Consider the following 17,271-nt stretch of genomic DNA (forward strand, 5'->3'; position numbering starts at 1 on the left):
CTCAGAGCTCCTTGCCGTACCAGATGTCCATGTACGGCCCGGTGCAGTACGCGGGGATCTCCGCGTACCCGTGCCGCGTGTACAGGGCGCGCGCCTCGACCAGGTCGAGGCGCGTGTTGAGGACCATCCGGCGCGCCCCGAGGCCGCGCGCCTCCTCCTCCAGCTTGCGCAGCAGGGCGCCCGCGCCGCCCGCGCCACGGAAGGCGTGCCGCAGGAACACCCGGGTCAGCTCGGCGCGTTCGGCATCGAGCATGAGGACCCCGCCGCAGCCGGCCGGCTTTCCCTCGAACCGTGCGACCAGGAACTGCCCGGTCGGCGGGGTCAGCTTCTCGACCCCGTCGTTCGTCAGGCCCTCGTCTATCTCGGCCTCGGTCGCGGGCCGCTTCCAGTAGCGGCTGGCGACGTCGTCGTAGTAGTCGCGCCGAAGGGCGGTCGCGTCCGGGGTGTCGACGCGCTCGGGAGAGATGGTCCAGGTCATGCGGGCCATTCTGCGGCCCGCACGACCACTCTCGCGGCCCAATTACTTGGGCGACGCCTGCTGGACGACCTCGAAGGACCACAGGGTGGAGCCGGAAGCGGCCGGCTTCGGCCGTTCGCCACCGCCCTGGTGGGCGTCCTTCATGGAACCGCTCATCCAGTTCTGGAAGTCCTCCTCACTGCGCCACCGGGTGTACACCAGGTACTGGTCGGTGCCCTCCACCGGGCGCAGCAGCTCGAACCACTCGAAACCGTCGGACCCCTCCACGGCCCCGGCCCGGGAGGCGAACCGCTGCTCAAGCACCTCACGCTGCTCGGCCGGCACGGTCAGGACGTTGATCTTTACCACACTAGGCACATGACACCTCTCAGGAAGCACAGGCCGGGCGCTGCGCCGAGCCTTGATCACGTACGTGCAGTCTCGTACATCCGCCAGTCAAAGCGGCGTGAGGACGACTCGCAGGCGTCGCCCGTGGCGCAGCGCGAACGGTGCGCCTCGCTGATCGCGTCGAAGGGGTGGAGCGACGCGGGCCACTTCGAGGACGTGGGCAAGTCGGGGTGGGACCCGAGCATCCACCGCCCGGGGTTCGAAGAGATGATGACGGCCGTGCGCGGTGGGCACGTGGACGCTGTGGTCGTCTTCTCGCTGTCCCGCCTGACGCGTCGTGGCGCGCTGGAAGCGATGCGCATCATCGAGGAGCTGGAGGCGCACGGCGTCCGGCTGGTCAGCGTCGAAGAGCCGTACCTCGACACGTCCACCCCGGTCGGCGTCGGCATCCTCGCCATCATCGCGGGGCTGGCGCAGCAGGAATCCGACATGAAGTCGGCGTACGTCTCCGCCACCAAGGACACGCTCCGGCGAGCCGGCAGCCACGTGTCGGGCGTCGCCCCGTACGGCTTCACGACGGAGAGGGCGACCAGCGGCAAGCTGTCCGTCGTCCGACTCGTCCCGGACCCGGTGGAAGCCCCGCACGTTCGTGACATGGCCAAGTGGGCCGCAGAGGGCGTGTCCGCCTCGCAGATCGCCAAGCGACTCAATGAGGACGGCGTTCCCACGAAGGCGGTGTCCCTGGGGGAGTCGGGAGCCAAGCGCCTCGCCTCGCGCCGTGCGCGCGGAGTCTCGGAAGCCGTAGAGCGTCCCGCGTGGGTGTCGTCCACTGTCCTGCGCATCTTGCGGGACCCGCGCCTTGCGGGGTACGCGATCGAGTGGCAGGGACGGGTACAGGCGACCAAGGACGCCGACGGCAATCCCATCCCGGGCAAGACGGGGAAGCGCGCCATCCTGCGTGACGACGAAGGGCAGCCCGTCCAGTCGCACGAAGCGCTGATCCCCATGGATGAATGGTGGAAGCTCCAGGACGTGCTGGACGGCCGGACGCAGGTGGTCGTACGAGCGGGCCGACGAGTCCCTACTCTGCTGGCTGGACACGGAATGCTGTTCTGCGACGTCTGCGGATCGGTGATGGTGACCGACCGACGGGCCGGGAAGCTCTACTACAAGTGCAACCGCGCCGGGGGAGTCGTTGCAGGCCACGGCGGTCTCGTCATCGGCCAGGACGCGGCGGACAGCGAGACGGCGGGGCGGGTATGGGCCCGTCTCATGGCCATGGACCCCGACGACCCGGAAGACCTCGAATGGCTGGCCGAGGCGTCACGGCGCTTTGCCCGCCAACAGGACACGTCCCAGCGAGACGCGGAACGCGCATCGGTACGAGCCGAGTTGGAGCACGTACGGGAATCCCGCCGCATCCTCCACGTGGACCGGCTGGCCGGCGTCTACGCCGACGAGACCGGTGCGCAGATGTTCAGGGAGTCCATGGCGCGGTTGGCTGCCCACGAGGAGCGGACAGCCGAACGGCTGGTGGAACTGGAGGCGACCGGCAACCGAAGCATCCAGATCCCCAACGAGTGGACGAGCGTGGACGGGGATCCCATCGGGGAGGGTTCGACATGGGCGGTGTGGGACCTGGAGAAGAAGCGGGAGTTCCTGGCGCTCTTCATCGACTCCGTGAGGATCACCAAGTCCGTCGGCAGGGGGCGGAACGCGAATACGCGGGACCGTGTGATCGTGCGCTGGGCTGAGTCGCCCGGCCCTGCGGACACCTGAGCACCCTGAGAGGTCTGCACGGTCCGCCGCTGGAGAGATCTGGCGGCGGGCCGTTTGGCTTTTCTGAGCCCCGCAGTCTTGCGGGTCGCCCGAGTCGAGCCCCGGTAGTCCCTCGCAGGCCGCCGGGGCTTTGCTGTGCCGCAGCGGGCCGACCAGCGGGCGGAGCCATGACTGTATGACGGTTCAGACTGTTTTTTCGTATGCACAAGAAAAATAAGGAGAAAACCAAACCGTCCGTCGAATCATCATCCCGTCATGCTCGGCCCTCGGGAATCCGATGGTCCCCACACCACGGTGAGGGACCGAGCGGCACGGCTCGCGGCCGGACAGATGGCGCGGGAATCTGCTGGTCCCCACAACACAGTGAGGAGGTTCGCTGGCTCGCTCGGGCGGGGCCGCCCCACAGCGGGGCGAGGAGGTGTTGAGAGTGACGACTTTCGACACTTTTTAGAACGCATAGAAAAAAATACAGAGAAAGAGAAACCGGGGTCTCTGCCGTCACCACCGACACCGCTCGGCACCCTCGGGACACCGTTGGTCCCTACTACTGGGGCACCAGGGAGGAACCGAGCGACCCCGACCGTCCACCGCACGAAGCGGCGAGGGCGCGGGACACCCTCGGTCCCTACTACTGGGGCAAGAGAGAGCGGGACTACCGCGCACCCACCCCGAGGGGGAACCACGGCGGACCGAGTGCCCGCCCTCACACCAGCTCTGTCCGTGCACCACGCGCCCCGCGTTACCGGGGTGGCCGCAGGGGTCGTGTGGCAGAGCGCGGGGGACTGCACCGCCCATGAGTAACCGGCTCGTCCGCGAGTCGCCGAAAGGGGTTGTAAGCGCGTGCGGTCCCCCACCACGGCTTGTTCGCGCGAATGGGAAGCCCCCGGAGGTCTGCTTGCTGCGGCGCCGCGGTGGTCATTCTGTGGCTCCGCCGAAGCCCGCCAACACAAAGGTTGACGGGCCGAGACCGACGGTGCTCCTTACGGGGCGGTGACCACGTCCACGTTGGTGACCTTGGCGCAGATGGCGTAGGCCCGCAGCTTTCCGGGGGTGTTGGGGTCCATGTTGGTGGCGTAGGCCCACCACTGCTGGTTGCCGTTCGGGAAGCTGGAGACGAGCTTGTAGTTCTGGGTGTACGAGTTCCCGGACGTCACGTTGGCTCCGCCGCCCGTGAGCGTCTCGCCAGGGGGGCAGCTGGCGGTGGCCGAGGCGTTGCCGGCGAAGCTGCCGGTGGCCGGAGGAATCGTGACCTCGGCTCCCTGCACGATGTGCAGATCCGAGTTGGCCTGCGCCAGCCCGGCCGTTCCGAACATCATTGCGACGGCGGCAGCGGCGACGAAAGATTTCTTGAGCACAGAGTTCTGCTTTCGCTGGTTCCGTTGGGAAGCTCGCGCCTTATGCGTGAACCTGCCAGAGGGATACCAAGACTCTGCCGAGGAATCCGGACCGCCTCGCGGTGGATCAGTCATTCGCCGGAAGCATTTTCGACCAGCTGGCCGTGGTGTCGTCATGGGTGCCCCTTGGAACTGGCCCGACAGGGTGACCTTCCTGCGCCTGTGTCAGTCCCCTCGGGATATCAGAGTTCCGGGTTCGAGTCCCGGGGTGGGCACCGGGCCGGGAACGCGTGGTGCCGCTACGGGTAGTCGATCACATTGCCGTTGGAGCAGTTGTTTACGTGGTCGCCGACATAGCCCGTCTCGCCGACGAGGACGGGGACGATGGCCACTTCCTGCATGCAGACGGCGGCAGCACTCCAGGTCCAGTTGTTGGCGGCATTCACGCCGCCGCCGAAGTTTTGGTCGTTGTCGGCGTGGGCGGGGGCCGTGATGGCGAGGGCGCCGACAGCGAGTGCAGTGGCAGCAATGAGCTTCTTCATGATCAAGAGAACGACTATTGGGGGCAGGGGAAACGGTCCATCACCCCATCGGAGCCCGCCTAGCCCAACGGCAAGAGGCGTCGCGCTTAGACCGCGAAGGTTCCCGGTTCGAGTCCGGGGGCGGGCACGTAGAGAACGACGACCAGGCCGACGACATCGAGGGGGCGCCATGCGCTGTATCGACTGCACGGAGCCGGCGACCCATCGGGGCCGCTGCAAGACCCACCACGGGGCGTACGAGGGACGTCCGACCGTCCGCGACCGACGAGCCCGGAGCCGACGACGAGCGGCCCGGAACGACGCGGCTGCACGACTCCGCCGGATCATCGAGCGGAAGGGGCACGCGTGGTGTGACTGGTGCCTAGACGACTTCCCCGCGGCAGACGTGGACGTGGACCATGTGCGGCCCCTCTCGATGGGAGGGACCGACACGGACGGGAACGTTCAAGCGCTGTGCCGTGGGCGTCACCAGCTCAAGACGAGCACGGAGTTCGGGCGGGCCGTTCGACCCGTACGTGTGCGCAGCGCCCCGCTGGCCTGTCTGTTGTGGTGATCAGTTCACGTAGACGCTGGTACCGAGTTCGGAAACGGCGCTCTCTCCGGGGGCGACGAGTGCGAGGACATCGCCGGTGCAGTCCGATCCCGAGAAGACCTGTGCGACCTCGTCCGTGCGGTTGTCGACGGCCAGCGGCCACGAGTCCCCGGCGTAGCAGCCGCTGGGGTCGGTGTGTTCCACTCCGCCGACGACCAGGACACCTTCCGCCGCGAACGCAGAACCTGACGTTCCCAGCGAGAGCATGACGGCAGCCGCAGCGGCTCCCAGAGTCACAGCGATGCGACGCATGAGCGTCCCTTTCTCTCAACCAATTTGGCCGTGCCAGTGTGGGCGCTCGGCACTCTGTGGCGTGCACGAAGTCACCCGGACGTGGTTGCTGAATCGATCCTTCGTCCACCGAAGAGGTGATCCCCATGCCCCGTAGACCCCGCCCCCCGTGCTCGGTACCCGGATGCCCCGAGCTGACTGCCCGTGGCGGCCGCTGTGCTGCTCATGAGCGTGAGGCGAACGCGGACCGTGCGTCACGTGGTGGCGCCGTGTACACGACGCGGTGGCAGCGCATCCGTAAGGCGTACCTGTACGCGAACCCGTGGTGCGTGCTGTGCGGTCGCGCGGCGAACGTGGCGGACCACTTCCCTTTGAGTCGACGTGAGTTGGTCGCTCGGGGTGAGGCGAACCCGGATGCGCCGAAGCATCTGCGTCCGCTGTGCACGTCGTGCCACAACGGCGAGACGGCACGGCACCAGCCCGGTGGGTTCGCTGCTGAGGCTCGTTCGCGGCGTGAGTCGTTGGAGCGTCCGCCGTACTGACCAGAGGGTGGCCCCCCTTCCCTCGCCTGCCAGAGCGGCAGGGAGGCAAAAAACTCGCATGGCTCATTTGAGCGTTTCTGCGGAGAGCCATGTGCTGATCAATTAACCAACCATGGAAGGAATTTCCTTGACTCTCACTCTTGCCGAATCGGCCAAGCTCACCCTTGACCAGCTTCAGCGCGGCGTAATCGAGACGTTCGTTCAGGAGTCGCCGATTCTCGACCGGCTTCCCCTTGTTCAGGTGGAGGGAAGCGCGTTCAAGTACAACGAGGAGTCCAGCCTTCCCGGCGTGGCCTTCCGAGCGATCAACGAGGCGTACCCGGAGAGCACCGGCACGCTGAACCAGCGCGTCGAGACTCTGGCCATCCTGGGAGGTGACGCCGACGTGGACAAGTTCATCGTCCAGACGCGCGGAAACCTCAACGATCAGCGTGCGATTCAGACCCACATGAAGGTCAAGGCCGCCTCGATTCACTTCGCCGACCAGTTCTTCAACGGCGACGTCGAGGTCAACCCGAAGGGGTTCGACGGTCTTCGCAAGCGGCTGGTCGGGCGCCAGGTCATCGATGCCAAGGGCAAGGGGGCCGTCGCCCACGGGCACGACTTCTTCGATCTGCTCGACACCCTGACGAACCAGGTGCGTGGCATCGATGGCAAGAACGGCGCGCTCTACATGAATGCCGCGCTGCGCGCCAAGATCGCATCCGGATTCCGACGGCTCGGTGGCAGTGAGCTGCTGAGCACGGACATCGCCGGAAAGCCCACGGTCATGTGGAACGGCATCCCGCTGCTGGACGCCGGCCAGCGTCTCGACGGTGCGGACGTGCTGCCGCTGACGACTGGGACCGGTGGTGTGGAGACCGGTGACATCTACGCCGTTCGCTTCGGGGCGACCGAGGCGGACGCCGGTGTCTCCGGACTGACCAACGGTGGTGTTCAGGTCACCGACCTGGGCGAGTCGCACGACAAGCCTGTCTACCGCACCCGTATCGACTTCTACTGCGGCATCGCTCTCTTCGGCGGTAAGGCAGCCGCACGCCTCACCGGCGTACTGAACGGCTGATGCCGCCATACGGCCCCTGTGTCTCTCTCCATTGCCGGAGAGGGGCGCAGGGGCCTTTTGGCGATTCCGTAGTCGGTCGGACGGTCAGCCGAGCGACGACAGGGCGGACGTGACGAGCGAGCGTGCGGCGGCTCCCCGTGCCGACCCCTGCGACAGTCGGTCGAAGGCTCGTGTGTACAGCTCGACTTGGCTTGGCTGCGTCAGCGTGGACGCGGCGTCCAAGGTGTCCGCGTGCACCCTCGTTTCGTCGAAGATGGTGAAGGTCGGCATGGGCCAGACGGTTCGCTGCGACGAGAACGGAACGATGCCCACGGCCACGTTCTGGAGATCCATGACCCCCAGGAGGTGACCGAGCTGCGCCGCCATCGTCTCTACGGTGCACAGCCGGTAGCGCAGTACCGATTCCTCCAGGACGAACGAGAACCGGTGCGCCGCGTTGCTCAGCACGGCGTTCCGCCTCATACGGACCTTGACGGCGTCTGTCACGTCGTCCGGTGTCCCGCGAAAGTCTGCAATCGACGAAAGGAGCGCGGTCGCGTACCCGGGTGTCTGAAGAAAACCGGGGATCACGTCCGAGACGTAGACCCGGAACAGGCGAGTGCGCCGGTACAGGTTCTCCGTGGACTCCTGCACGTGCCGTAGGCCGCCCCGTTGGAGGCGCTTCCACTGGACGTGCGCATCCGCCGATTGCCTGTTCGCCGCGATCAGATCCGGCGCCTGGTCGTCGGCGCCGCACGCACGACACCACGCCCGGATGTCCGCGTCGGATGGTGGCGTTTTCGCGTTTCCGATGCGCGACACCTTCGAGTCCGACCAGCGCAGTCCGACGGCCAGCTCCCGCCCGCTGATTCCGGCGTCCCTGCGGATCTCGCGCAGCCGGCTTGCCAGTGCTTCGCGAGCCTGCTGAACGCTCGATGAGGGGTGTGGGGGCATGGAGCTGGCTGTCCTCAGATCGCGTACAGGTGGTGCGGGACGGCCCGGTCCCAGACGGCTTCGAAGGCCGATGCGCAGAGTTTCACCGTCGCCACGTCGTCGGTGATCTCGTCCTCGACCACCGCACCGTCGCCTGAGAAGTGGTGCACGCGCAGGAGCTTGCCGTCGAAGAGCCAGAAGTCATTGCCGGGGAGGCCGATGTCCGTGGCCCGACGGCGCGGCAGCCATCGGACGTCCTCGCCGGCCGTGACGTTGGCGTGGGTGACGTAGTGCTCCCACCGGATGTACTCCGTCACGGGCTCGGAGATGATTCGCGCACGGCGGATCGACACCCCTCGCGCCACGGTGTCCACGATCAGCTGGTCGTACGGGTGCCACCAGGACGCGCGGTCGTCCCAGTCGATGCGATCGCCGCGCTTCCACGCTTCGAATCTGTCGGTGGACGCGTACGAGTCACGCATCTCCAGGTGCACGGCGGACCGCTCGCACCGGCCCAACAGCTCAGCGAAGCTGGGCACGCTCGATGGCATCGCACGCCTCCCGGATCATCGGAATCATGCGGGCCGGAATCCTGACGATCGCCTCGTTGTCGGGTACCGGTCCGTTCGCGGGGCTGCTCGCCTCGCACTGGGCCTGAGTCTCGCTGTCCGGCTTCCAGCCTTGCAACAAGATCTCCTGAGCTTCCGCGTCCGCCCACACCGTCGGGCAGTGATCGCGGTCGGTGTTCGGGTCGATGCCTACGAACTCTACGGCCATGGCTGACTCCCTGGTCCAGTTGATTGCGCGGGCTTGCATCAACCATGACTACCTGCTCTTACAGCGTCAACGCTCGAATGAGACAAGTGATTTGGTGTGCAAACTCATGCAATTTCGTAGAGCTTCCGGCGGACGTCTTCCTAGCGTCCTCTGCAACTACGCAGACGGACCGAGGGGACGACGACATGCCCGGCAAGTCTCAGGAGCGCGAAACGGACGCACGGCAGTGGGAGTACACGACCTACGCCCCTTCGGGCGAGGTGTGTCCCGCCTGCAACAAGCCGATTGCCTCGCTCGAACGCTGTCGCCGGGGAACGCTGCGCGAGCCGTCCCAGCCCGACAAGGCCGTCTACCAGCACGTGAAGTGCCCCAAGTGATCGGCCCGGACGACATCGGCCGGCGCGTCGAGGACGGCGAGGGAAGGGTCGGCATCCTGCGTGACGTGATCCGGGACTACGAGGATCCCGCCGAGTTGCCCGGCGAGCGCCGAAAGCGCCCCATGGCGTTCCTGTGGCCGGAGCGCGGCGGGCGGGAGTGGCTCGTCCCGCCCGACCATGTGCGGCGTGCGAAGTGTGGGCATGGGCCAACGGCGAAGGCCGACGGCTTCTAGGCTGGCTAGCCGTAGTGACACTCGCCAATCAAGCTCTATGTGAGTGACTTGACCCATTCATTGATCTTCACGATGCTCATGGAAGGCAGGATATGACCCAGGGCCCCGCCGTCCCCGAAGCGGACGCGACAGAGGACGCGACTGCGGACGCGATACGGAATCTGGCCGCGCGCTGGCTGCCTCGGCTCGGGGACGACGACTTCGTCGTGTCGCCCGTCGGGTTGTGGCTGGCGCTCGGGGTCGTGGCGTCCGGGGCGCGGGGGCGGACCGGGGAGGAGCTGCGGGGGCTGCTCGGGGTCGAGGGGGAGGCGGCCGGTGAGGCCGTGAGCGTTGTCCGGCAGCGGGTCGCGGGGAGCGACGGGGTTTCCGTCGCCACCGGGGTGTGGAGCGCGCTGCCGACCCTGGAGGCGTTTCGGCGGGGGGTGCCCGGGGTGCGGTTCGGGGTGTTGCCCTGGGCGGTCTGGTTCGCGTTGCCCGACGAGGTGTTCGGGGCCACGGACGACATGTCGATGGGTGAACTGCCCGACCTCCAAGAGGAGCTTGATGAGTGGGTACGGCGGGCCACCGGTGGGCGGATCGAGCGGCTGCCGCTCGATCTGGACGGTTCCGAGGACCTCGTCCTGCTCAACGCGCTGGCTCTGAAAGCCTCCTGGCTGACCGCCTTCCCCGCTCACCTCACCCGCGACGAGCCCTTCACCGACGGGTACGGCGACACCCGGCCCGTACCGACCATGCGGCAGCGGATCCCGGCCGGGTGGGTCTGGCACGTGGAGGGGGTCTGCGTGGTCGAGCTGCCCTGTCAGGAGGGGGTGTGCGTGCGGTTCGTGCTCGGCGCCGAGGACGCCGGGCCCGCCGACGTGCTGCCCGCCGCCTGGGCCGGGCCCGGGGCTCGGCGGCCGCTCGTCGCCGACTCGGCCGATCTCACCCTGCCGCGGTTCACGCTCCGTACGACGACGGACGCACGGGAGCATCTGGCGGCGTTCGGCGTCCGCGACGCCCTGCGGCCCGGCGCCGACTTCTCGGGGATCTCCGCCGCCGACCTGTACATCGGCAAGGTCGCCCAGTCGGCGATGGTCGAGGTCGCCGAGGAGGGCGTGGAGGCCGCCGCCGTCACCCAGGTCACCATGACCCGCGGTGCCGCCCTGCCGCGCCACAAGGTGGTCGAGCGGATCGCCTTCGACCGGCCCTTCGGCGTCGTGGTGCTCGACGGCGACGGCGAGCTGCCGCTCTTCACCGGCTGGCGGTCCAGCGCCCCCGTTTGACGATCGCCGTCGGCGGGCGTAGTCCGGAATGAGGGGGATTCGGGCTGAGAGGAGTCCCATCATGCTCGGCGAGGAGATCGGCACGATTTCAGGAGAGACGGCGGGTATACGCGTGCTGTCCACGGACGGCGGTCACGCCGTCACGGAGACCTCGGTCCAGGCGACGGGCACGCTCCTCGGAGCGGCCGTCAAGGACATGGCGACGTACGAGTCGGTCCTGCGAGCCGACGGCACGCTCTTCGGCGAGGGCCAGGGGATCACCATGACCCAGGGCGGTGACACGATCACCTGGCACGGCAGCGGTGTCGGTCGCTTCAACGACTCCGGCGGTGTGAACTGGCGGGGCGCCCTCTACTACGAGACCGCCGCCGCCGATTTCGTCAGGCTCAACGGAATCGCCGCCGTCTTCGAGTACGACGTCGAGGAGAGCGGGAAGGTGTCGGGCACGGTCTGGGAGTGGAAGTAGACCTACCTGACGACGCGGGCCAGCAGCAGGCCGTCGTAGCCCTTCGTGCCGACCGTCTGGATCGCCGTCGCGTCCAGGCGGGCGTCGGCGGCGATCCGGGCGAACATCTCGCGCGTACCGGTGATCGCCGGGTCGTCCGGGTCCGGAGTGGCGACCCGGCCGTTGCGCACCACGTTGTCGACGATGATCACTGTGCCGGGACGGGAGAGCTTCACGGCCCACTCCACGTAGTGCGGGTTGTTGACCTTGTCGGCGTCGATGAAGACGAGGTCGAAGGGGCCCGCACCCTCCGCCTCCAGCTGCGGCAGGGTGTCCAGGGCCGCGCCCGTCCGGACCTCGACGATCTTGTCGAGGCCGGCGCGGGCGATGTTGGCGCGGGCGACGTCCGCGTGGGCCGGCTCGTACTCCAGGGTGATCAGCCGGCCGTCGGCGGGCAGCGCACGGGCCAGCCAGATCGTGCTGTAGCCGCCGAGGGTGCCGATCTCCAGGATGTTCCGGGCGCCCTGCATCTGCGCGAGCAGGTGGAGCAGCTTGCCCTGGTTGGGGGCGACGGCGATCTCCGGCAGGCCGGCCGCCGTGGAGTCGGCGAGGGTGGCCGTGAGCACCTCGTCGCCGGGGGCGATCGTGTCCGTGAAGTACTGGTCGACCGCAGTCCACTGAGGGTTCGTCATGTCGCCGAACGTACACCCGCGTCCCTGTTCGGGCGGCGCCTTGCCACCCGTACGGCCAGCAGTGCCGCGGCCACCAGCCCGCCTCCCACCGTCAGGAGCCAGACCGGGATGCCGCCGCCGACCGTGAGCAGCCGGTCCGTGTACTCGACCTGGCGGTAGGGCGTGTCGGCGACGGTCCGCAGGTGGTGGTCGTCGTCGATCCGTTCGGGGTGGGGGAAGTGCTGTTCCAGGACCGTCAGATGGACGGGCGCGTCGCCCGTCAGGCCCGCCACCGTGGCCTCGGGGCGCTCGATCCGGCCCGCGAACGTCACCTCGGGGCGGTCGCCTCCGATCGGGGAGCGGGGCTCCATCCGATGGTCGGCGAGGATGTACAGGCCGAGGGTCTGCGGGGTCCGCGCGAGGCGGGAGAGCCGCATGGGGTAGACGAGTTCGGGGGAGGCGAAGCGGATCCGCAGCGGGGTCAGCTCGCCGTACAGCGTCGCGCCCTGCTCCTGCGGGGCCAGGCGGACGGCGACGTACTCCCACTTCCGCTCGACGTACGGCTGGAGCGCGTCGGTGAGCCGCTCGGGCAGCTCGAATCCGTTGGTGCGCAGCCAGTCGCCGAGGGCCTCGGGGTCGGTGGCGGTGAGCCGGGCCACGTCGAAGGGGCCGAGCCGTTCGCGGCCGACGACGCCGACGCCGGAGCCCGCGCCGGGCGGGGCGGCGGCGGCTCCGTCGCCGTACGTGGTGTCGAAGGGCCAGTCGCCCTCGCGGGGCCAGAAGTAGAAGCGGTCGCGCTGCTCGGGCTCGGTGAGCCGGTCGAGCTCGTCGAAGAGCGCCGGGTCGCCGAGGGTGACGTCGGCGCGGCCCGGCACCGGCATGATCCAGGCCGCCCGCCGGGCGTTCCCGTGCACGTTGAAGCGCATGACGACGGTCTCGGTGCGGCCGTCCCAGCGGACGGCCGACTCCTCCCGGTCGACGCCGATGCGCTCGGACTTGTCCGGGATCATCGCGCCGCAGCCGCAGGCGTAGGCCGGTGCGACGAGCGAGCCGAGCTGGAGCGCCAGCAGCGCGATGATGATCGTCAGGATGTTTCTCTGTGTCCCCCGCATGTCGGGTCGGACGCGGCCGATCGGATTCCGGTTCCGCCCGGTGCGGGTTGCGCCGGATCGGGTTCCGGTTCCGCCCGGCACGGGTCACGCCGGATCGGGTTCCGGTTCCGATCGGCGCCGGCTACGCCGTACGGACCCGGAGTTCCTTCACCCCGTTCAGCCAGGCCGCCCGCAGCCGGCGCGGTTCGCCGGCGAGGGTGAGGTCGGGCAGGGCGTCGGCGATCGCGTTGAAGATCAGCTCGATCTCCTTGATCGCGAGGGACTTGCCGAGGCAGAAGTGGGGTCCGCCGCCGCCGAAGCCGAGGTGGGGGTTGGGGTCGCGGGTGATGTCGAAGCGTTCGGGGTCGGTGAAGACCTCGGGGTCGTTGTTGGCGGAGGAGTAGAAGAGGCCGACCCGGTCGCCCTTGCGGATCTTCTGCCCGCCGAGTTCGGTGTCCTGGGTCGCGGTCCGCTGGAAGGAGACGACGGGGGTCGCCCAGCGCACGATCTCCTCGGCGGCGGTCGCGGGCCGCTCCCGCTTGAAGAGTTCCCACTGGTCGGGGTGGGTGAGGAAGGCGTGCATCCCGTGGCTGATGGCGTTGCGGGTGGTCTCGTTCCCGGCGACGGCGAGCAGCAGGACGAAGAAGCCGAACTCGTCGGAGGAGAGGTTGCCCTGGCCCTCGGCGGCGACGAGCTGCGACACGATGTCCTGGGCCGGGCACTCCTTGCGGGCGGCGGCCATGTTCATCGAGTAGCCGATGAGTTCCATGGCGGCCTCGGCGCCGATCTCCTCGGTGATGGCGTACTCGGGGTCGTCGTACGCGACCATCTTGTTCGACCAGTCGAAGATCCGGGAGCGGTCCTCCTGGGGGACGCCGATGAGTTCGGCGATGGCCTGGAGGGGGAGTTCGACGGCGACCCGGGTGACGAAGTCGAAGGTGCCGTCGGCGTCGGTGGCGCGCCTCGCCTCCTCGACGATGGCGTGCGCGCGCTCGCGCAGGGCGGTCTCCAGGTTCCGGATCGCGCGCGGGGTGAAGCCGCGCTGCACGATCTGGCGGACCCGGGTGTGCTCGGGCGGGTCCATGTTGAGCATGATCAGCTTCTGGACCTCGATCTGGTCCCGGGTGATGTGCTCGTTGAAGCGGATGACGGCGGTGTTCTCGTTCGAGGAGAACAGCTCGGGGTGGGTGGAGACGTACTTGACGTCGGCGTGGCGCGTGACCGCCCAGTACCCGCCGTCCGCGAAGCCGGTGACGCCGGCCGGCTGGGAACACCACCACACGGGCGCGGTCTGCCGCAGCCGGGCGAACTCCGGGAAGGGGACGCGGTCGCGGAGCAGATCGGGGTCGGTGGCGTCGAACCCCTCGGGGAGCCCCTCCGGGAGCCCTTCGGGGAGCTGTCCTCCGGGGAGATGCGGGCAGGCCATCGGCAACACTCTCCATATCTGATGGACCATCAGAAGTTGCCGGGAAAGTTAGTAACGAGTTCTACAAGTAGCAAGGGGCGGAGCGGGAACTGTTGCGTCCCGGACCCTTGCGTACCGGCGGTAGCAGTCATAAGACTGCACTCAGAACTAGAACGCGTACTAGTTCCCCCGTGACGCCGACCGACCGGGGTGCCGGGACACCCCGTCCGGTCGAGGAGAGGACGAGCTCATGGCCGCGGAACCCGTCATCGTCGAAGCCGTACGCACCCCCATCGGCAAGCGCGGAGGCGCGCTCGCCAACCTTCACCCCGCCTACCTCCTGGGCGAGACCTACCGTGAACTCCTCGGCCGCACCGGCATCCACGCCGACTGCGTCGAGCAGATCGTCGGCGGTACGGTCACCCACGCCGGCGAGCAGTCCATGAACCCGGCGCGCACCGCCTGGCTCACCATGGGCCTGCCCTACGAGACGGCCGCCACCACCGTCGACTGTCAGTGCGGCTCCTCGCAGCAGGCCAGCCACATGGTCGCCAACATGGTCGCGGCCGGCGTCATCGACATCGGGATCTCCTGCGGCGTCGAGGCCATGTCCCGCGTCCCGCTCGGCTCCGGCTCCAAACACGGTCCGGGCAAGCCGTTCCCCGACGAGTGGAACGTCGACCTGCCCAACCAGTTCGAGGCCGCCGAGCGCATCGCCCGCCGCCGCGGACTCACCCGCGAGCGCGTCGACTCCCTCGGTCTGCTCTCCCAGGAACGGGCCGCGATCGCCTGGTCCGAGGAGCGCTTCAAGCGTGAGACCTTCGCCGTCCAGGTCCCCACCACCGAGGCCGAACAGGCCGCCGGGCAGGGCATGTGGCGGCTCGTCGACCGCGACGAGGGCCTGCGCGACACCACCATGGAGGGCCTGGCCCGCCTCAAGCCCGTCATGCCCACGGCGATCCACACCGCCGGGAACTCCTCGCAGATCTCCGACGGAGCCTCCGCCATCATGTGGGCGTCCAAGCGCATGGCCCGCGCCCTCAAGCTCCGCCCGCGTGCCCGGATCGTCGCCCAGGCCCTGGTCGGCGCCGACCCGCACTTCCATCTCGACGGGCCGATCGACGCGACGCGGGCGGTGCTCGGGAAGGCCGGGATGTCGCTCAAGGACATCGATCTCGTCGAGATCAACGAGGCCTTCGCTTCGGTGGTGCTGAGCTGGGCGCAGGTCTTCGACCAGGACCTGGAGAAGGTCAACGTCAACGGCGGCGCCATCGCCCTCGGCCACCCCGTCGGCGCCACCGGCGCCCGTCTCATCGCCACCGCCCTGCACGAACTGGAGCGCACCGACAAGGAGTTCGCGCTCATCACCATGTGCGCGGGCGGAGCGCTCGCGACCGGGACGATCATCCAGCGGCTCTGACGGCTCCTTCGATCAGAGCGGAGAGGTACGCGGCGGCCGAGGGCTCCTGCGCCAGAGCCGCCGCCTGGCCGGCCCAGAGGTTCACGTACTCGGGCCGGCCCTGCTCCGCCGCGGCCCGCCGCACCGGACCCATCAGCGCGTTCTGCACGGGATACGGCGGTACGTGATCCTCGTGGGCCGCCATGTCCCGGACGAAGCCGTTCGGGATGCCGCGCGCCGTGCGCCCCGAGAAGAGGCGGGTGAGGACGGTCGTCCGGGCCTCCGGCGTGCCGAGGACCCGCCGGTGCGCCTCGCTCGCCCCCGACTCGCGCGTGGCCAGGAAGCCGGTGCCGACCTGGACGGCGTCCGCGCCGAGCGCGAGCGCGGCGACCACCCCGCGCCCGTCGGCGATCCCGCCCGCCGCGACCACCGGGACCCTCACCGCGTCCGCCACCTGCGGGATCAGGGAGAAGGTGCCGACCAGGGACTCCCGTACCGGCCGCAGGAAGGCGCCCCGGTGGCCGCCCGCGTCACTGCCGGAGGCCACGACCGCGTCCACCCCGGCCGCCTCCAGGGCCACCGCCTCCTCCACCGTCGTCGCCGTGCCGACCACGACGATCCCGCGCCGTCGCGCCTCCGTGACCAGGCGGCGCGGCGGCAGGCCCATGACCAGGCTGATCACCGGCGGGGCGGTCGCGATCAGGGCGTCCAGCTGCGCGTCGAAGTCGGGCCACGCCCGGACGTCCTCGGCGCTCGGGGGACGTACCCCCAGCTCCTCGTAGTACGGGCGCAGTCGCTCGATGTGCTCGGCGAGCGCGGACTCGGGGAGGTCGGCCCGCTCGCCCTCCTGCGGCACCCACAGGTTGACGGCGAAGGGGCGGCCGGTCGCGGCGCGGAGCTTGGCCACGAGCGCGGTGATCTCCTCCGGGGTGTGGATGTGCGCCCCGTACGAGCCGAGGCCGCCGCCCTCGGAGACGGCCGCGGCCAGCTCGACGGAGGAGAGGCCCCCGCCGAAGGGGCCCTGGACGACGGGGAGCGGGATCCCGACGAGGTCGCCGAAGCGGCCGGGCGGGAGGACGGGGTGTGCGGGGTGTGCGGGCATGGGCCACCTCCGGTGTCGCGGCGGGCCGTCCGGTGGGGGCCGCCGATGCCGGGAACACTAGACGAGGCTAGACGACCGGTCTACTAAATCTGTCGACCGGGAGAATCGCGCGGAAAACGCCGCAGGCCCCGCCCCTCCGTGAGGAGGGCGGGGCCTTGCGGATACGCGCTGCGGCAGGTGTTTCTTAGTACCAGCCGTTGGCCTGCCAGAACGCCCAGGCGGCGTTCGGGGAGCCGTAGCGCTCGTTCATGTAGTCGAGACCCCACTTGATCTGGGTGGCGGGGTTCGTCTTCCAGTCGGAACCGGCCGAGGCCATCTTGGAGCCCGGGAGAGCCTGGACCAGGCCGTAGGCGCCCGAGGACGAGTTGGTGGCGGTATGGTTCCAGCCGGACTCGTGCTCGACGATCTTGCTGAAGGACGCGAACTGCGCCGGCGGGACGATCTGGCGGGCGATCTCCTGCTCCGAGGTGGCCGAGGCCGAACCCGTCGTGCCCAGCACCGCGGCCGACGTGCCGACGAGCACAGCGGCGGAAACAGCGAAGGTCTTCTTGCGGGCGTTGACACGAGTGGCGATCGAGCGGAACAAAACGTCTACCTAACGTCGGGGACAAGGGTCGCGCCGGGCGCTTTCGGCATGCCGGAACCAGAGCCCGGGAGACCCGGGAACTGGGGGAACCGGCCTGCCGTGGTGCTCTCGGACGAGATGTCC

General features: G+C 69.0%; 21 protein-coding genes and 1 tRNA gene. 9 read left to right on the forward strand and 13 right to left on the reverse strand.

What is annotated here, in order from left to right:
• Position 1: 1 nt before the first annotated feature.
• Together AC07AW_RS09855 and AC07AW_RS09860 are read right to left on the reverse strand one after the other, a co-directional pair.
• On the reverse strand, positions 2–487 hold the full coding sequence (locus tag AC07AW_RS09855; RefSeq protein WP_478814917.1) for a GNAT family N-acetyltransferase: 486 nt from the start codon (positions 485–487) through the stop codon (positions 2–4).
• A 33-nt stretch (positions 488–520) separates the two neighbouring features.
• Positions 521–835 (reverse strand): antibiotic biosynthesis monooxygenase family protein, encoded by a 315-nt coding sequence (locus AC07AW_RS09860; protein WP_478814918.1) that lies wholly within the window; start codon positions 833–835, stop codon positions 521–523.
• On the opposite strand from AC07AW_RS09860, the gene AC07AW_RS09865 reads away from it, so the two are divergent.
• Positions 836–2,584 (forward strand): recombinase family protein, encoded by a 1,749-nt coding sequence (locus AC07AW_RS09865; protein WP_478814919.1) that lies wholly within the window; start codon positions 836–838, stop codon positions 2,582–2,584. It begins immediately after the preceding gene.
• A gap of 980 nt (positions 2,585–3,564) precedes the next feature.
• Here AC07AW_RS09865 and AC07AW_RS09870 read toward each other — a convergent pair.
• Together AC07AW_RS09870 and AC07AW_RS09875 are read right to left on the reverse strand one after the other, a co-directional pair.
• The gene (locus AC07AW_RS09870) at positions 3,565–3,939 is read right to left on the reverse strand and encodes a hypothetical protein (protein ID WP_478814920.1); all 375 of its coding nucleotides are present in this window, start codon (positions 3,937–3,939) and stop codon (positions 3,565–3,567) included.
• 278 nt (positions 3,940–4,217) lie between these two features.
• On the reverse strand, positions 4,218–4,460 hold the full coding sequence (locus tag AC07AW_RS09875; protein ID WP_478815325.1) for a hypothetical protein: 243 nt from the start codon (positions 4,458–4,460) through the stop codon (positions 4,218–4,220).
• Between the two features lie 53 nt (positions 4,461–4,513).
• On the opposite strand from AC07AW_RS09875, the gene AC07AW_RS09880 reads away from it, so the two are divergent.
• Both AC07AW_RS09880 and AC07AW_RS09885 read left to right on the forward strand, forming a co-directional pair.
• A tRNA-Leu gene (locus tag AC07AW_RS09880) sits at positions 4,514–4,587 on the forward strand.
• Between the two features lie 42 nt (positions 4,588–4,629).
• Positions 4,630–5,013 carry an HNH endonuclease gene (locus AC07AW_RS09885; RefSeq protein ID WP_478814921.1) on the forward strand — a complete coding sequence of 128 codons (384 nt, stop codon included), beginning with the start codon at positions 4,630–4,632 and terminating at the stop codon, positions 5,011–5,013.
• On the opposite strand, the gene AC07AW_RS09890 is transcribed toward AC07AW_RS09885, so the two are convergent.
• Complete coding sequence (locus AC07AW_RS09890; RefSeq protein WP_478814922.1) at positions 5,014–5,304, reverse strand: hypothetical protein; 291 nt, start codon at positions 5,302–5,304, stop codon at positions 5,014–5,016.
• Between the two features lie 648 nt (positions 5,305–5,952).
• On the opposite strand from AC07AW_RS09890, the gene AC07AW_RS09895 reads away from it, so the two are divergent.
• Positions 5,953–6,888 (forward strand): major capsid protein, encoded by a 936-nt coding sequence (locus tag AC07AW_RS09895; protein WP_478814923.1) that lies wholly within the window; start codon positions 5,953–5,955, stop codon positions 6,886–6,888.
• Positions 6,889–6,972: 84 nt separating this feature from the next.
• On the opposite strand, the gene AC07AW_RS09900 is transcribed toward AC07AW_RS09895, so the two are convergent.
• Genes AC07AW_RS09900 through AC07AW_RS09910 form a run of 3 tightly spaced genes read right to left on the reverse strand, consistent with a single transcriptional unit; the run spans position 6,973 to position 8,577 of the window.
• On the reverse strand, positions 6,973–7,821 hold the full coding sequence (locus AC07AW_RS09900; protein WP_478814924.1) for a helix-turn-helix domain-containing protein: 849 nt from the start codon (positions 7,819–7,821) through the stop codon (positions 6,973–6,975).
• A gap of 14 nt (positions 7,822–7,835) precedes the next feature.
• A complete protein-coding gene (locus tag AC07AW_RS09905) occupies positions 7,836–8,351 on the reverse strand; it encodes a DUF6879 family protein (RefSeq protein WP_478814925.1) in 516 nt (171 codons plus the stop codon).
• The gene (locus AC07AW_RS09910) at positions 8,323–8,577 is read right to left on the reverse strand and encodes a hypothetical protein (RefSeq protein ID WP_359522139.1); all 255 of its coding nucleotides are present in this window, start codon (positions 8,575–8,577) and stop codon (positions 8,323–8,325) included. The genes AC07AW_RS09905 and AC07AW_RS09910 overlap by 29 nt, the downstream gene beginning before the upstream one ends.
• A 185-nt stretch (positions 8,578–8,762) precedes the next feature.
• Between AC07AW_RS09910 and AC07AW_RS09915 the strand changes: the two genes are divergently transcribed.
• From AC07AW_RS09915 to AC07AW_RS09930, 4 genes are all read left to right on the forward strand, one after another.
• Positions 8,763–8,954, forward strand: coding sequence for a hypothetical protein (locus AC07AW_RS09915; RefSeq protein ID WP_478814926.1), 192 nt, complete (start codon positions 8,763–8,765; stop codon positions 8,952–8,954).
• The gene (locus tag AC07AW_RS09920) at positions 8,942–9,187 is read left to right on the forward strand and encodes a hypothetical protein (RefSeq protein ID WP_478814927.1); all 246 of its coding nucleotides are present in this window, start codon (positions 8,942–8,944) and stop codon (positions 9,185–9,187) included. The genes AC07AW_RS09915 and AC07AW_RS09920 overlap by 13 nt, the downstream gene beginning before the upstream one ends.
• Positions 9,188–9,279: 92 nt before the next feature.
• Positions 9,280–10,449, forward strand: a complete 1,170-nt coding sequence (locus AC07AW_RS09925; RefSeq protein ID WP_478814928.1) for a serpin family protein — start codon at positions 9,280–9,282, stop codon at positions 10,447–10,449.
• Between the two features lie 61 nt (positions 10,450–10,510).
• Complete coding sequence (locus tag AC07AW_RS09930; RefSeq protein WP_478814929.1) at positions 10,511–10,915, forward strand: hypothetical protein; 405 nt, start codon at positions 10,511–10,513, stop codon at positions 10,913–10,915.
• A 2-nt stretch (positions 10,916–10,917) separates the two neighbouring features.
• Here the strand turns inward: AC07AW_RS09930 and AC07AW_RS09935 are convergent, their stop codons facing one another.
• The 3 genes from AC07AW_RS09935 to AC07AW_RS09945 form a co-directional block, all read right to left on the reverse strand.
• Positions 10,918–11,586 (reverse strand): O-methyltransferase, encoded by a 669-nt coding sequence (locus AC07AW_RS09935; protein WP_478814930.1) that lies wholly within the window; start codon positions 11,584–11,586, stop codon positions 10,918–10,920.
• A complete protein-coding gene (locus AC07AW_RS09940; RefSeq protein WP_478814931.1) occupies positions 11,583–12,677 on the reverse strand; it encodes a DUF2330 domain-containing protein in 1,095 nt (364 codons plus the stop codon). The genes AC07AW_RS09935 and AC07AW_RS09940 overlap by 4 nt, the downstream gene beginning before the upstream one ends.
• Before the next feature lie 121 nt (positions 12,678–12,798).
• A complete protein-coding gene (locus AC07AW_RS09945) occupies positions 12,799–14,082 on the reverse strand; it encodes a cytochrome P450 (RefSeq protein WP_478814932.1) in 1,284 nt (427 codons plus the stop codon).
• Positions 14,083–14,311: 229 nt separating this feature from the next.
• Here AC07AW_RS09945 and AC07AW_RS09950 point away from each other — a divergent pair, with 229 nt between their 5' ends.
• Positions 14,312–15,481, forward strand: coding sequence for a steroid 3-ketoacyl-CoA thiolase (locus tag AC07AW_RS09950; RefSeq protein WP_478814933.1), 1,170 nt, complete (start codon positions 14,312–14,314; stop codon positions 15,479–15,481).
• On the opposite strand, the gene AC07AW_RS09955 is transcribed toward AC07AW_RS09950, so the two are convergent.
• Both AC07AW_RS09955 and AC07AW_RS09960 read right to left on the reverse strand, forming a co-directional pair.
• Positions 15,465–16,562, reverse strand: coding sequence for an NAD(P)H-dependent flavin oxidoreductase (locus tag AC07AW_RS09955; protein ID WP_478814934.1), 1,098 nt, complete (start codon positions 16,560–16,562; stop codon positions 15,465–15,467). The genes AC07AW_RS09950 and AC07AW_RS09955 overlap by 17 nt on opposite strands.
• 184 nt (positions 16,563–16,746) lie before the next feature.
• Entirely contained in the window at positions 16,747–17,148 is a 402-nt protein-coding gene (locus AC07AW_RS09960; protein WP_478814935.1) for an aggregation-promoting factor C-terminal-like domain-containing protein, read from the reverse strand.
• Positions 17,149–17,271: the final 123 nt, after the last annotated feature.

Source organism: Streptomyces sp. NPDC044003 (genome assembly GCF_056435185.1).

Excerpts from the sequence above, each read along its gene's own strand:
- AC07AW_RS09855 (WP_478814917.1), bottom strand. The coding sequence starts at position 487 with ATGGCCCGCATGACCTGGACCATCTCTCCCGAGCGCGTCGACACCCCG.
- AC07AW_RS09865 (WP_478814919.1), top strand. The coding sequence starts at position 836 with ATGACACCTCTCAGGAAGCACAGGCCGGGCGCTGCGCCGAGCCTTGAT.
- AC07AW_RS09875 (WP_478815325.1), bottom strand. The coding sequence starts at position 4,460 with ATGAAGAAGCTCATTGCTGCCACTGCACTCGCTGTCGGCGCCCTCGCC.
- AC07AW_RS09885 (WP_478814921.1), top strand. The coding sequence starts at position 4,630 with ATGCGCTGTATCGACTGCACGGAGCCGGCGACCCATCGGGGCCGCTGC.
- AC07AW_RS09890 (WP_478814922.1), bottom strand. The coding sequence starts at position 5,304 with ATGCGTCGCATCGCTGTGACTCTGGGAGCCGCTGCGGCTGCCGTCATG.
- AC07AW_RS09900 (WP_478814924.1), bottom strand. The coding sequence starts at position 7,821 with ATGCCCCCACACCCCTCATCGAGCGTTCAGCAGGCTCGCGAAGCACTG.
- AC07AW_RS09905 (WP_478814925.1), bottom strand. The coding sequence starts at position 8,351 with ATGCCATCGAGCGTGCCCAGCTTCGCTGAGCTGTTGGGCCGGTGCGAG.
- AC07AW_RS09910 (WP_359522139.1), bottom strand. The coding sequence starts at position 8,577 with ATGGCCGTAGAGTTCGTAGGCATCGACCCGAACACCGACCGCGATCAC.
- AC07AW_RS09915 (WP_478814926.1), top strand. The coding sequence starts at position 8,763 with ATGCCCGGCAAGTCTCAGGAGCGCGAAACGGACGCACGGCAGTGGGAG.
- AC07AW_RS09925 (WP_478814928.1), top strand. The coding sequence starts at position 9,280 with ATGACCCAGGGCCCCGCCGTCCCCGAAGCGGACGCGACAGAGGACGCG.
- AC07AW_RS09930 (WP_478814929.1), top strand. The coding sequence starts at position 10,511 with ATGCTCGGCGAGGAGATCGGCACGATTTCAGGAGAGACGGCGGGTATA.
- AC07AW_RS09935 (WP_478814930.1), bottom strand. The coding sequence starts at position 11,586 with ATGACGAACCCTCAGTGGACTGCGGTCGACCAGTACTTCACGGACACG.
- AC07AW_RS09940 (WP_478814931.1), bottom strand. The coding sequence starts at position 12,677 with ATGCGGGGGACACAGAGAAACATCCTGACGATCATCATCGCGCTGCTG.
- AC07AW_RS09945 (WP_478814932.1), bottom strand. The coding sequence starts at position 14,082 with ATGGCCTGCCCGCATCTCCCCGGAGGACAGCTCCCCGAAGGGCTCCCG.
- AC07AW_RS09950 (WP_478814933.1), top strand. The coding sequence starts at position 14,312 with ATGGCCGCGGAACCCGTCATCGTCGAAGCCGTACGCACCCCCATCGGC.
- AC07AW_RS09955 (WP_478814934.1), bottom strand. The coding sequence starts at position 16,562 with ATGCCCGCACACCCCGCACACCCCGTCCTCCCGCCCGGCCGCTTCGGC.